The organism is Kribbella sp. NPDC004875 (genome assembly GCF_042873375.1).
In the GTDB taxonomy this organism is placed as follows: Bacteria; Actinomycetota; Actinomycetes; order Propionibacteriales; family Kribbellaceae; genus Kribbella.
On record NZ_JBIALI010000005.1, the window covers coordinates 769,089 to 781,587 of the forward strand.

The window sequence follows — 12,499 nt, forward strand, 5'->3', positions numbered from 1 at the left end:
CCCCGGCGCCCGCGCCCGCGCGGGCGCCCCCCCCCCCCCCCCGCCCCGGCCCCCGCCCCCCCCCCCCCCGGGGGGGGGGCCCCCCCCCCCCCGCGGGGGGCCCCGCCCCCCCCGCGTCCGTGTATCCGACACAACCCAGACGGCCGGGACAGCCTGGACAAGCTGTGGGACCTGTGGACGACTGCCGCGGTGGCCAGCCGGGACGGTAGTTTCTGCGGGGTGGAGGCATTCGCGGGGCGGTATCAGCTGATCGATCTGATCGCGACCGGCGGTATGGGATCGGTCTGGCGGGCGTGGGACCGGCGGCGGACGGGGTACGTGGCGGCCAAGGTGCTCGGGCAGCACGACGCAGCGACGTTGCTGCGGTTCGTGCGGGAGCAGTCGCTGCGCATCGAGCACCCGCACGTGGTGGCACCGCACGGGTGGGCCGCGGACGACGACAAGGTCGTGTTCGCGATGGATCTGGTGCGCGGTGGATCGGTCGCGACGCTGCTCGGAGATCACGGGCCGCTGCCGTCGTCGTACGTCGCGGTCCTCCTCGATCAGCTGCTGCACGGGTTGTCCGCGGTTCATGCCGCCGGCGTCGTCCACCGCGATGTGAAGCCCGCCAACCTGCTGCTCGACGTGACGGGCCGGGGGTGGCCGCACCTCCGGCTGTCCGACTTCGGCATCGCGGCGGTGCTGGACGAACCGCGGATGACCAGGCACAGCACGGTTCTCGGTACGCCGGGATATCTCGCGCCCGAGCAGCTCGCCGGAGCGGACCCAGACCCGCGTCAGGACCTGTACGCCGTCGGCGCTGTCGCCGTCGAGCTGCTGACCGGTGAACGGCCGGGCGCGGACGGCACCCGGCCGGCGGTCGAGGGACCGCTCGGCGAATTCGTCCGCCGGACGACCTCGACCGATCCGTCGGGTCGGCCCGACTCCGCGAGCGCGGCCGGGCGCCTGCTCGCGGCCAGCGGTGCGCTCCCGGCCGCCGGTACGACGCCGTGGGCCGACGACCCCGACGCACCCGAGGTCTTCGATCAGCTGCCCCCGCTCCCGCCCGGCCGGCCCGCAACAGAGACGGTTGCTCCGCCGGCACCGCGGGCCGCAACGGAGGTGGTTGCTCCGCCGGCGCCGCGGGCCGCAATGGAGGTGGTTGCTCCGCGTGCACCGCGGGCTGCGACCGAAGTGGTCGCTGCGCCGGCCGTCCGGGGGCGGCGGGCGTTGGTCGTCGTCGCGGCCACGTGTTTCGCCGGTGCGGCCGGCCTGCTCGGTACTGCCGGTTGGCTCCTGCTCCGCTGAGGCAGAGGCCCGCCGGTCCGACCACGATGTGACCTGGGTCGTGGTGGGGGTTGTGGGAGAGGGCATACTTGAAGCACGAGTGAACCCACTCGCGTGCTCCGGGGTCGGTGTAATTCCGAGCCGGCGGTGACAGTCCGCGACCCGGTCGCTGCAGTTCGGCGATCGGCTGACCTGGTGGAATTCCAGGACCGACGGTGAAAGTCCGGATGGGAGGCGCACGCGGTCGGCGGGTGTGCTCTGACGTCCGGTCGGGCGGTGCGCGCGTCACGCGGCGTACGGCGAGACTCGGGTGGCGGAGCGTGGTCGCCGGTCGTCACGAGACCCCGGTAGTGCGTCCGTGACGACGAGGGACCAGTGAGCAGTGAGCAACGCGTCGCCGATTGATGTCGCCTGGATGCGGCGTGCTGTCGAGTTGGCCGCGAAAGGTACCGGCAGCACCCACCCGAACCCGGTGGTCGGTTGTGTGATCACCGGCCGCGACGGGCATCCGGTCGGCGAGGGCTTCCACGCCGTTGCCGGCGGCCCGCATGCGGAGGTGGAGGCGCTGCGGATGGCCGGAGCGCGCGCCCGCGGCGGTACGGCGTACGTGACGCTGGAGCCGTGTAACCACACCGGCCGGACCGGTCCGTGTGCGGATGCCTTGATCGAGGCGGGGATCGCGCGGGTGGTGTACGCCGTACCCGATCCGAACCGGACCGCGGCGGGTGGTGCCGAGAAGCTGCGGAACAAGAACATCGAGGTCGTCGAGGGTGTCCTGCGGGACGAGGCCGAAGCGGTCAACCACGTGTGGCTGCACAGCGTCCGGGCCGGCCGGCCGTTCGTCACCTGGAAGTTCGCGACCACGCTCGACGGGCGGTCCGCGGCGCCGGACGGGACGAGCAAGTGGATCACCGGGCCGATCGCGCGCGCCGACGTACACCGGCACCGGGCCGAGTGCGACGCGATCGCCGTCGGCACCCAGACCGTGCTCGACGACGACCCCGAGCTGACGGTCCGCGACGAGGACGACGTACCCGCGGCCCGGCAGCCGTTGCGGGTCGTCGTCGGCGACCGGGAGATCCCCGAGACGGCGCGGGTCCGCAACAACCGCGCGCAGACGTTGTTGCTGCCGACCCACGATCCGGCCGAGGTGCTCCGGCAGCTCGACGACCGGCACATCCGGCACCTGTGGCTCGAAGGTGGTCCGACGCTGGCCGCCGCGTTCGTGCGCGCCGGTCTGGTCGACCAGATCGTCGCGTACGTCGCTCCGGCGGTGCTCGGCTCCGGGTTCGCCGCGGTCGGCGACCTGGGCGCGGAATCGATCGACCACCTGCGGCGGTTCAAGCTAGCGGACGTCACCCGGTTGGGCGACGACGTCCGGTTGACCTTGGTTCCTCTGGGAGGAAAGTAGATGTTCACCGGCATCATCGAAGAACTCGGCACCGTCGAGTCCCTGGACCTGCTGGACGGCGACGCCGCGAGGCTCACCATTCGTGGGCCGAAGGTGACCGCGGACGCCGGCCACGGCGACTCGATCGCGGTCAACGGCTGCTGCCTGACAGTGGTCGAGTACGGCGACGGGCTGTTCACCGCCGACGTGATGCGCGAGACGCTCAAGCGGACCAGCCTGGGCACCCTCGACAAGGGCTCGACCGTCAACCTCGAGCGCGCGGTCACCGCGCACGCGCGGCTCGGCGGGCACATCGTGCAGGGCCATGTCGACGGCACCGGCACGATCGCGAGCCGGACGCCGGGGGAGCACTGGGAGGACGTCCGGATCGCGACGACGCCGGACCTGCTCAAGTACGTCGCCGAGAAGGGCTCGATCGCCATCGACGGCGTGTCGCTGACCGTGACCGACGTCGACGACGCGTCCGGGACGTTCGGGGTCAGCCTGATCCCGACCACGCTGGAGCTGACCGTGCTCGGGCGGAACGCGGTCGGTGACACCGTCAACCTCGAGGTCGACGTGATCGCGAAGTACGTCGAACGACTGCTTGCCGCAGGCAACGTGCCGGGCAACGGAGGCACCGGCGCAGACAACGGAGGCAACGTGCGGGACAACGGAGGCGACCGATGAACCCGATCGACTGGCTGCTCACCTCGCAGGTGACGATCGCCGGATCACCGGTGCTGGTCCGGGAGATCGTCGGCAACGTGTTCGGCCTGGCCAGCGCCCTGTTCGGCATGCGCCGGCTGGTGTCCGCGTGGCCGGTCGGCATCGTCGGCAACGTCTTGCTGTTCACGGTCTTCGTCGGCGGGATCTTCGACACCCCGCAGGACAAGGACCTGTGGGGCCAGGCCGGGCGGCAGGTGTTCTTCGCGATCGTCAGCCTGTACGGCTGGTACCGGTGGTACCAGACCCGCCACGGCGGCGCGGCCAAGGCCGTCCAGCCGCGGTGGGCGACCGCCCGCGAACGGCTGGAGCTCGCCGGCATCGCGGTCGTGATCTACGCGATCGCGTACTTCGTCCTGCGCGAACTCGGCTCCTGGGGTCCGCAATGGGACGCGTGGATCCTGACCGGGTCGATCCTGGCGACCTACGGGATGGCGCGCGGCTTCGTCGAGTTCTGGCTGATCTGGATCGCCGTCGACGTGGTCGGCGTACCCCTGCTGGTGCAGGCGAAGTTCTACCCGTCGGCGACGATGTACGTCGTGTACGGGCTGTTCTGTGTCCTCGGATTCGCCTCGTGGTGGAAGATCCAGAACCGCGAGCGGGTCCAGACTCCCGAACCGGTGGTGGTGGGTTAGATGGGTGACGTGCTGAAGCTCGACACGATCGAGCACGCGATCGACGAGATCCGCGCCGGGCGGCCGGTGATCGTGGTCGACGACGAGGACCGCGAGAACGAGGGCGACCTGATCTTCGCGGCGTCCAAGGCGACTCCGGAGCTGCTGGCGTTCCTGATCCGGTACAGCTCGGGTGTGGTGTGCGTGCCGATGGAGGGCGCGGAGCTGGACCGGCTCGGCATCCCGCTGATGACGCCGCACAACCGGGAGCGGATGCGGACGGCGTACACGATCTCGGTGGATGCGCGGGACGGGATCAGCACCGGGATCTCGGCGGCCGACCGGGCGCGGACGATCCGGGTACTGGCCGACTCGGCCTCGGAGCCGTACGACCTGGTGCAGCCGGGGCACGTGTTCCCGCTGCGCGGCCGCGAAGGCGGCGTACTGGTACGTCCCGGGCACACCGAGGCGTCGATCGACCTCGCGCGGATGGCCGGGCTGACTCCGGCCGCGGTGATCTCGGAGATGGTGAACGACGACGGGACCATGAAGCGCGGTCTCGAGCTGCGGGCGTTCGCCGACGAGCACGGGCTGGTGCTGGTGTCGATCGACGACCTGATCAGGTACCGGCGGCGGACCGAGTCGCAGATCCAGCGCGTCGCGACGACGACACTGCCGACGCGGTACGGCGACTTCGTGGCGCACGGGTACCGCAACACGGTGGACGGGTCGGAGCAGCTCGCGCTGGTGCGCGGTGAGATCGGGAACGGACCGACGCTCGTGCGGCTGCACTCCGAGTGCCTGACCGGGGACGTGTTCGGTTCGCTGCGGTGTGACTGCGGACCGCAGCTCGACGAGGCGATGCGGCAGGTCGCGGCCGAGGGCGGCGTGGTGGTGTACCTGCGCGGTCATGAGGGTCGCGGGATCGGACTGCTGCACAAGCTGCAGGCGTACGAGCTGCAGGACGCCGGGCGGGACACGGTCGACGCGAACCTCGATCTCGGGTTGCCGGCGGATGCCCGCGACTACGGGACCGGTGCGCAGATCCTGGCCGACCTGGGCGTCAAGGAGGCCCGGCTGCTGACCAACAACCCCGACAAGCTGGCGGGGGTGCAGGGCTACGGCATCGAGGTCATCGAGCGGCGTGGGATCTCGATCGACCCGACCGAGCACAACTTGCGGTACCTGCGCACCAAGCGCGACCGAATGGGTCACCACCTGCCTGGTGGCCTGCTGACCGAAGAGAACGGAGCCGGCTGATGTCGGGCAGTGGAGCACCCACCGTCGAGGTCCCGCAGGTCGAGGGCGCCCGGGTCGCGATCGTCGCGGCGCAGTGGCACCCGAAGGTCACGGACGGGCTGCTCGCCGGCGCCGTACGGGCGTGCAAGGACTCCGGCGCCGAGTACACGGTCATCCGCGTGCCCGGCTCGTTCGAGCTCCCCGTCGCTTCGTTGCATGCGGCGAAGGCGGGGTACGACGCAGTTGTCGCGCTGGGCGTGGTGATCCGCGGCGACACCCCACACTTCGAGTACGTCTGCCAGGCAGCCACCGAGGGCCTCATGCAGGTCGGCGTCACCACCGGCGTCCCCGTCGGCTTCGGCGTCCTCACCTGCGACAACGACCCCCAGGCCCTGGACCGCGCCGGCCTCCCCGACAGCCGCGAAGACAAGGGCTACGAAGCCACCCAGGCCGCCCTCTCCACGCTGTCAGCCGTCCGCCAGTTGACGTAGCAGCCCCCACCTGTCGCAACACCGCCGCGCCCGCCGAGTGCCGGCCGCCACCCGAGCCGCCTCCCGGCCGCCCGAGGCGGCGGCTTGGCAGTCGCCTGGGTACTTCGGATACGCCCTGACGACTGTGGACAGGCAATTGCTTGTGCGAAGTCCTCGTCGGGTATCCGAGGTTCTCTGCGGACCGTCACGCAGCGGGCGGGGGTGGGTGTGGGTTACTGCTGGCGGGTGTGGGTCATTTGCCAGTTGTCGGTCCAGGTTTGGCCGTGGTTGGTGGAGAAGGATTGGGTCCAGGCTGCCTCGTTCGCGCCTCGGGTCCAGAGGAAGCGGACGTCGATGGGGTGGCCGTCCCATTCGTCGGGGCCTTCGAAGGTGCCGGTGTCTCCGTCGAAGGAGCCGATGACGGGGGTTTCCAGGTGGCCGCGTTGGCTGTTGATCCAGTGGATGGACCAGGTTTTCGACTCGGGGTCGTAGAGGCGGAAGGTCGCGCCGCGGAAGCCCTCGGTCGGGTACCAGCCCTCGTCGACGCTGATCGCGCCGTCGAAGTACGTGGTCGCCTCGAGTTCCGCGTCGAACTCGTGCCACTCGAACGGCTCCCCGAGGACAGGGCGCCGACGGCGGTTGTGGAACGACCACCGTCCGACGAGGAAGTCGAAGTCGTCCGTCATCTTGGGAACGTCCAACGCCGGCGGGGGAGTGGAGCGGCGGGTGAAGTCCATGATCCAGTTGGTCTCCCACGTCGCGCCGCCGTCGTTCGAGTACGCCTGCTCCCAGTGCGCCGTCGTGTCGGTGATGTCCGACCACTCGTAGCTGCACAGGATCGGCTCCCCGTCCAGCGAGTCCTCACCGACCAGGCGGCACCGGGAGCCGTCAGCGGACCAGCCGCCGCGCACCGGCGGGTACAGCGTCATCGTGGTGCTGTTGACCCACCAGATGCTCCACTGCCGGGATTCCGGGTCGAACACCCGCAGCGAGAGCCCGTACGCGCCTTTCGTCGGGAAGCGCATCTCGTCGATGCTGATCTGACCGTCGAAGTACGTGTGCGCCGTCGTGGTGCCGTCGTACTCGAGCCACTCGTCGCAGTCGGCGAAGGCCTTCTTCAGGGTGCGGTGCCGGACGTCGAAGTACCCGTTCAGGAAGTCGAAGTCGCCGGTCACCTTGCTCCAAGTCGTCATACCGCTCAGCGTGCGAGCAAAACCTGACAGATCATGGCAGCGATCAGAGCTAACCTCGGAGTATGCGTTCGAGCCGCCTGTTGTCGATCCTGCTGTTGCTGCAGACGCGCCGGCAGTTGACCGCGCGTGAGCTCGCCGACGAGCTCGAGGTATCGCTGCGCACGATCTACCGCGACGTCGAGGCGCTCGCCGCGGCCGGGGTCCCGGTGTACGCCGACCAGGGCCGCGCCGGCGGGTACCGGCTGGTCGAGGGGTACCGCACCCGCCTGACCGGACTCACCGAACAGGAAGCAGCCGCCCTGTTCCTCGTCGGAATGCCTGGAGCAGCGGCAGCGCTCGGCCTCACCGCCGAGACGAGCGCGGCCGAGCTCAAGCTGCTCGCCGCCCTCGCGCCGGACCAACGCGACCGCGCCGGCCGGCTGAAGAACCGTTTCCACCTCGACCTGCCCGCCTGGTACCAGGACGCCGAGGGCTCACCACACCTCTCCGCCGTCGCCGACGCCGTCCTGCACGACCGCCGCGTCAAGGTGCGGTACCGCCGCTGGGAGGAACCCCGCGAGGTCGACCGCACCCTCGAGCCGTACGGTCTCGTCCTCAAGAACGGCAGCTGGTACGTCGTCGCCGCCACGCCCGGCGGACTGCGCACGTACCGGGTGTCCAACATCCTCGAACTGACGCCGACCGACGACGTGTTCGAACGCGACGAGGACTTCGGTCTCGCGCGGTTCTGGCAGGACCACCTCGCGGGTTTCGACCGGGTCCGCTTCACCGGCGAGGCCGTCGTCCGCGTCTCGGCGGCCTTGGCCGCGAAGACGTACGACATCTCGTTCCCGGCCCTCGTCAAGGCGGTCGCCGCGGCGGAGCCGGAGCCGGACGGGACTGTCGTGGTGACGATCCCGATCGAGTCGGTCGCGAACGCGGCGGCCGCACTGAGTCGCTTCGGCGCGGCAGTCGAAGTGCTGGAACCGCAGGAGTTGCGCGCCGAGCTGAAGGATCTCGGCCGAAACCTGCTCGAGCTCTATTCCTGACCCAGTTCGTCGTTGGCGCGTTCGCCGGCCGCCGTGCTGCGGCGGAGGAAGTCGGCGATCAGCGCGAGCTCGTCCTCGCTGTACCCGTCGAGTACGTCGTCCATCGCGCCGATCATCGGCTGGTACAGCCGGAACACCTCCATCCCGCGGTCGGGCAGCACCCGGATCGTCACGCTGCGGCGGTCGGCCCGCGCACGGTCCCGCGCGATCCACCCCCCGCGTTCGAGTCTGTCGAGGATTCCGGTCAGCGTGGCCGGGTGCAGGCCGGCTTGGCGGGCGAGAGCGCTCGGGGTGAGCGGGCCGCTGCGGGCCAGGACGTCGAGACAGTCGAGGTCGACGTCCTTGAGCGCCAGCTTGCCGCCGATCTGGTGATTCAGCAGGGCGAGCTGGATCCGCAGGTCGCGGAGCGCGCCTTTGATGTCGTTGCCGGTCCGGCGACGGTGGCGTGCGTCACCTGATTGTGTCTGTTCCATATATTATGATTCCCGTACTATATGAGTTGCAGATCAGATTCACGGTAGCGCAAGGAGGCGTTCGGGATGTGGATCACGGTGTTCGGTGCGACGGGCGGGATCGGCGGCCACGTCGTACGGCAGGCACTCGATGCCGGTCACAAGGTGACCGCGGTGGTGCGGAAGTCGTCGGAGTTCGAGTTGGAGCACCCGTCGCTGGAGGTGGTTCGGGTGGCCGGTCTGGACGCCGCCGAGCCGCTGCGCGAGGCGGTCGACGGAAGTGCGGCGGTGATCTCGGGCGTGGGGGCACGCGGTCGCAAGGACGGTCCGGTCGCCTCCCGCAGTACGGCGTCGATCCTGGCCGCGATGGAAACGGCCGGGGTACGGCGCTTCGTCGCGGTCAGCGCCGCGCCACTCGGGCCGATCCCCGCGGACGAGAGCTTCGTCAACCGCCGGATCGTGTACCCGGCGATCAACAGGTTCGCGGCCGACGTGTACGCCGATCTTCGGGTGATGGAGGCGGCGATCCGGGCGAGCGCGACGGAGTGGACGGTTGTCCGGCCGCCGAAGCTGACAAACGGGCAGTTGTCCGGTAAGTACCGGACAGTTGTCGGCGGCACCGTGACGCGAAGCTACTCGATCTCGCGGGCGGATGCCGGGCACGCGATGCTCGCCGTACTCGACGACCCCGCGACGATCTGCCAGCCCGTTGGTGTGGGCTACTGATGGCGAAAGTCGTGCGTGGTGCGAGCCTGCTGTTCAGTGGGCTGTTCGCGGGGTTCCTCGTGTGCGTGCTGGTGCTCGAGATGTCGTTGCGGTCGTTCGGCGCTTCGGTCTACACACAGGTGCGGTTGGTCGAGCTGGACTCGCTGGACAAGCTGGCCTCGGTGACGCTGATCCCGGCCATCGTCACGACAGTGGCGCTTGCGATCTGGGGACGTGGCAACGGTCGCCGTCTGGTGCTGGTGGCTCTTGGTTTGCTGGTCCTGGTATTCGTGCTGACGTTGGCGATCAACCTGCCGATCAACGCCGATCAGTCGTCGTGGTCGGTGCAGCATCCGCCGGTGGACTGGGCGGACGTCCGCGATCGGTGGCAGGTGGCGCACGCGATCCGGACGCTGGCAGCGGTGTTCGCCTTCGGGGCGCTGGTGGTGGCGAGTCAGCGGACGACGACCGCTAGCGCGAAGCAGCAGCCCGTGCGAGGTCTCGTGCCAGGTGTGAGCGTCGGAGACCACGGGTGAACAGGTAGCGCAGGTCGGCGGGGGTGTCGTGCATGAGCTGGAGGTGGAAGTAGTTCACGTACTCGAGCACGGCGACGACGGCGAACACGAGCCCGGCCACGGTGGTCGCGCCCGGGTCTCGTGCCACTGCTGCCAGGACGAAGACCAAGCCGCCGGCGAGCACCGGCACGTTCCACTTGCGGGCGAGCGAGAACCAGCGTGCGGCGGGGAGAGGCTCGCCCGGGAGCTGACGGAGTTTCGCCGACCAGTACGCCGCGCCTTGCGCCAGGAGGAGTGCGAACAGGGCGAAGCCGGCCAGGTTCGGGGCGGTTCCGGGCAGGTCGATCACGCCGAACCACACGACGTACTGCAGTGGGATGTTGAGCAGTTCGAGAGTGGCGAGGGAGCGGAGGCGGCGGGCGATCCAGGCGCGGGAACTGTGCTCCATCGGGTGACTATCTCAGGTTGCGGATCACGTCGTGCGGGACGGCGTGGGCGGTGCGGTCCTGGAAGCCAGTGGTCGTCCTAGCCATCGTGAGTGAGTTGAGCAACGCTTCCTCGACGGACTCGGTGACCGCTTGGAAGGGGCCGCGGAGCTCGCGGTCCTGATAACCGGGCGTCCGCGTGGTGCTGAAGGCGATCGCGTAGTCGCCGCTGCCGGGCGCGAAGTCGGAGCCGACGCGGCCCATGGCGAAGATCGCGCGGCGGGCCAGGCGACCGAGCTGCCGGGAGTCGAGCGGAAGGTCGGTGGCGACCACGATCATGCAGGAGTTCCCGTCGGCGTCGATGGGCTCCGCCGGGATCGGCGCGCCGAGGACGGTCAGGAGGCCGGAGAAGTTCGACTGGACGAGGGCTCCGACGCGCCCGGGGCCGGCAACCCGGGAGGCGGTGCCGATGCCGGCCTTGAAACCCAGCGCGGTGGTGCCGGTGCCGGCGCCCACGCAGCCCTCTTCGGGACGATCGGACGAGGCGGAGTCCAGCGCCGCGTGGACATGGGCAGCGCTGATCGGGCGGCGGCGGATGTCGGAGAGGTGGCCGTCGTTGGTCTCGCCGACCACCGGGTTCAGGCTGGTCGCCCGGAGATCGCGGTCGAGCAGCCAGCTGAGCAGCGCGTCGGCGACCCGGAACGTGCTGAGCGTCCCGGTCAGCAGGATCGGGGTCTCGATCACCCCCAGCTCCTCGACCTGCGTGGTCCCGATCAGCTTCCCGTACCCGTTGCCGACCGCAACAGCCGCCGGCAGCGTCCCGGCGTACCCGTCAGGGACGATCGCCGTCACGCCGGTGTTCAGCCCGTCGCCGGTGATGGTGGTCTGGCCGACCCGGACCCCGGCGACATCGGTGATCGCGTTGAGCGGGCCGGTGGGCAACGTCCCGACGGTAATGCCGAGCTCGCGGGCTCTCCGGGGTATCTGCATGCCGCTATCGTCGGCCACATGCTGCAGCACCTGACCGGCCGGGTCTGGCTCTTCCCACATGACCCGGACCCGGATGCGATCCGCCCGTCCGTCGCGGTCATCGCCGACGACCGCGGCAGTGTCGTGGTCGATGCCGGCAACAGCCCCGACCACGCCCGGCAGATCGGTACGGCGATCGCTGCCGCCGGACTGCCCGCGCCGAAGTGGCTCGTGTACACCCATCACCACTGGGACCACACCTGGGGCGCCTGCGCCTGGTCCGACGACATCACCGTGATCGCGCACTCCGCCGCCACGGAACTCCTGCAGGACGAGGCGGACCGGCCCTGGAGCCACCGCTACCTCCGCGACCAGGTCGAGGCGAACCCGAAACTCGGCCCGAGCTTCCGCGCCCGCGCCCTGGCCGTCCCCGACTGGTCCGGCTTCCGGATCGTCCTCCCCGACCAGACCTTCGACGACAGCATCACCCTCCCGACCGGAGTCGTACTCCGGCATGTCGGCGGCCACCACGCCCCGGATTCGGTGATCGCGATCGCCGACGGTGTCGCGCTCGTCGGCGACGCGTTCTACCCACCGCCGTTCCACCAGCGCACCGAGAACGACACCGCCGACCACGCGATGATCAGGCAACTGCTCGCCGAGCACCACGACTGGTACGTCGACGCGCACTCAGCGCCCCGCACCCGCTCAGCCACGCTCAGCGGGTCCTAAGGGCGAGCGGTCTCCGACGAACCACAGATGGCCGTACGGGTCCAGGAATGAGCCCTGACGGTGTGTGCCCCACGGGACGGTGTGGTCGCGGACCGGGTCGAAGCTGCCGTCGGCGCCGGCAGCGACCGCGCGTTCGACGAAGCTGTCCGGGTCGTCCACGAACACTTCGACCCGCACCGTCGGGGCACCGGTCGCGGCCGGCGTCCGCCAGATGTTCCCGCCGGGCTCGCCGAGGAAGATCGGGGCGCCGCCGATGCTCAGCCCGATGACGCTGCCCAGGTTCCACAGCTCGACGGCGCCGAGCGCCTCGGCGTACCAGGCCGCGGCCGCCGGTGCGTCCTCGACCGCCAGCATCACGGAGATCTGTGGTGGTCCCTCCATAGGTCTAGTAACCCACAGATCCGGTCCGCCTACCGGACCTGCGGGGCGGCGGCTGATGGCCGACCCGTAGGCTGGGCGCGCGATGAAGACTTTCGATGAGCTGTTCGCCGAACTGGGTGAGAAGGCGCGGACGCGGCCGGAGGGTTCCGGGACCGTGGCGGCGCTGGACGCCGGCGTGCACTCGATCGGCAAGAAGCTGGTCGAGGAAGCCGCCGAGTCCTGGATGGCAGCCGAGCACGAGAGCAAGGACCGGGCCGCGGAGGAGCTGTCCCAGCTGCTCTACCACGCCCAGGTGATGATGCACGCGCTCGGCCTCGACCTCGACGACGTGTACCGACATCTGTAGGAGCGCACCTCCCACACGACACCGGTTCACTTCATCAGAAAGGGCAGT

The 12,499-nt window shown here is 70.0% G+C and carries 16 protein-coding genes and 1 riboswitch; of the genes, 11 read left to right on the forward strand and 5 right to left on the reverse strand.

The window, feature by feature from the left end:
• Positions 1-219: 219 nt before the first annotated feature.
• The 6 genes from ACFYRH_RS30175 (at position 220) to ribH (ending at position 5,726) form a co-directional block, all read left to right on the forward strand.
• A complete protein-coding gene (locus tag ACFYRH_RS30175; RefSeq protein ID WP_387782408.1) occupies positions 220-1,287 on the forward strand; it encodes a protein kinase in 1,068 nt (355 codons plus the stop codon).
• An 89-nt stretch (positions 1,288-1,376) separates the two neighbouring features.
• A riboswitch (FMN riboswitch) is annotated at positions 1,377-1,510 on the forward strand.
• A 138-nt stretch (positions 1,511-1,648) separates the two neighbouring features.
• A complete protein-coding gene (gene ribD, locus ACFYRH_RS30180) occupies positions 1,649-2,677 on the forward strand; it encodes a bifunctional diaminohydroxyphosphoribosylaminopyrimidine deaminase/5-amino-6-(5-phosphoribosylamino)uracil reductase RibD (RefSeq protein WP_387782410.1) in 1,029 nt (342 codons plus the stop codon).
• The gene (locus ACFYRH_RS30185) at positions 2,678-3,346 is read left to right on the forward strand and encodes a riboflavin synthase (protein ID WP_387782412.1); all 669 of its coding nucleotides are present in this window, start codon (positions 2,678-2,680) and stop codon (positions 3,344-3,346) included. It begins immediately after the preceding gene.
• Positions 3,343-4,017 carry a nicotinamide riboside transporter PnuC gene (gene pnuC, locus ACFYRH_RS30190; RefSeq protein ID WP_387782414.1) on the forward strand — a complete coding sequence of 225 codons (675 nt, stop codon included), beginning with the start codon at positions 3,343-3,345 and terminating at the stop codon, positions 4,015-4,017. The genes ACFYRH_RS30185 and pnuC overlap by 4 nt, the downstream gene beginning before the upstream one ends.
• The gene (locus ACFYRH_RS30195; protein ID WP_387782416.1) at positions 4,018-5,256 is read left to right on the forward strand and encodes a bifunctional 3,4-dihydroxy-2-butanone-4-phosphate synthase/GTP cyclohydrolase II; all 1,239 of its coding nucleotides are present in this window, start codon (positions 4,018-4,020) and stop codon (positions 5,254-5,256) included.
• On the forward strand, positions 5,256-5,726 hold the full coding sequence (ribH, locus tag ACFYRH_RS30200) for a 6,7-dimethyl-8-ribityllumazine synthase (RefSeq protein ID WP_387782418.1): 471 nt from the start codon (positions 5,256-5,258) through the stop codon (positions 5,724-5,726). The genes ACFYRH_RS30195 and ribH overlap by 1 nt, the downstream gene beginning before the upstream one ends.
• A gap of 212 nt (positions 5,727-5,938) precedes the next feature.
• Here ribH and ACFYRH_RS30205 read toward each other — a convergent pair whose 3' ends face one another.
• Positions 5,939-6,898 carry a hypothetical protein gene (locus tag ACFYRH_RS30205; protein ID WP_387782420.1) on the reverse strand — a complete coding sequence of 320 codons (960 nt, stop codon included), beginning with the start codon at positions 6,896-6,898 and terminating at the stop codon, positions 5,939-5,941.
• 62 nt (positions 6,899-6,960) lie between these two features.
• Here ACFYRH_RS30205 and ACFYRH_RS30210 point away from each other — a divergent pair, with 62 nt between their 5' ends.
• On the forward strand, positions 6,961-7,926 hold the full coding sequence (locus ACFYRH_RS30210; RefSeq protein ID WP_387782422.1) for a helix-turn-helix transcriptional regulator: 966 nt from the start codon (positions 6,961-6,963) through the stop codon (positions 7,924-7,926).
• Here the strand turns inward: ACFYRH_RS30210 and ACFYRH_RS30215 are convergent.
• A complete protein-coding gene (locus tag ACFYRH_RS30215; RefSeq protein ID WP_387782424.1) occupies positions 7,917-8,399 on the reverse strand; it encodes a MarR family transcriptional regulator in 483 nt (160 codons plus the stop codon). The genes ACFYRH_RS30210 and ACFYRH_RS30215 overlap by 10 nt on opposite strands.
• Positions 8,400-8,465: 66 nt before the next feature.
• On the opposite strand from ACFYRH_RS30215, the gene ACFYRH_RS30220 reads away from it, so the two are divergent.
• Positions 8,466-9,104, forward strand: coding sequence for an NAD(P)-dependent oxidoreductase (locus ACFYRH_RS30220; protein ID WP_387782426.1), 639 nt, complete (start codon positions 8,466-8,468; stop codon positions 9,102-9,104).
• Positions 9,104-9,619: an anthrone oxygenase family protein gene (locus tag ACFYRH_RS30225; protein ID WP_387782428.1), complete on the forward strand. Its 516-nt coding sequence runs from the start codon at positions 9,104-9,106 to the stop codon at positions 9,617-9,619. The genes ACFYRH_RS30220 and ACFYRH_RS30225 overlap by 1 nt, the downstream gene beginning before the upstream one ends.
• Here ACFYRH_RS30225 and ACFYRH_RS30230 read toward each other — a convergent pair.
• Both ACFYRH_RS30230 and ACFYRH_RS30235 read right to left on the reverse strand, forming a co-directional pair.
• Positions 9,555-10,046 (reverse strand): hypothetical protein, encoded by a 492-nt coding sequence (locus ACFYRH_RS30230; RefSeq protein ID WP_387782429.1) that lies wholly within the window; start codon positions 10,044-10,046, stop codon positions 9,555-9,557. The genes ACFYRH_RS30225 and ACFYRH_RS30230 overlap by 65 nt on opposite strands.
• Before the next feature lie 7 nt (positions 10,047-10,053).
• A complete protein-coding gene (locus ACFYRH_RS30235; protein WP_387782430.1) occupies positions 10,054-11,013 on the reverse strand; it encodes a P1 family peptidase in 960 nt (319 codons plus the stop codon).
• 18 nt (positions 11,014-11,031) lie between these two features.
• Here ACFYRH_RS30235 and ACFYRH_RS30240 point away from each other — a divergent pair, with 18 nt between their 5' ends.
• Positions 11,032-11,724, forward strand: a complete 693-nt coding sequence (locus ACFYRH_RS30240; protein ID WP_387782431.1) for an MBL fold metallo-hydrolase — start codon at positions 11,032-11,034, stop codon at positions 11,722-11,724.
• Here ACFYRH_RS30240 and ACFYRH_RS30245 read toward each other — a convergent pair.
• Positions 11,701-12,105 (reverse strand): VOC family protein, encoded by a 405-nt coding sequence (locus tag ACFYRH_RS30245; protein ID WP_387782433.1) that lies wholly within the window; start codon positions 12,103-12,105, stop codon positions 11,701-11,703. The genes ACFYRH_RS30240 and ACFYRH_RS30245 overlap by 24 nt on opposite strands.
• 82 nt (positions 12,106-12,187) lie before the next feature.
• On the opposite strand from ACFYRH_RS30245, the gene ACFYRH_RS30250 reads away from it, so the two are divergent.
• Entirely contained in the window at positions 12,188-12,451 is a 264-nt protein-coding gene (locus ACFYRH_RS30250) for a phosphoribosyl-ATP diphosphatase (protein WP_387782435.1), read from the forward strand.
• Positions 12,452-12,499 lie beyond the last annotated feature (48 nt).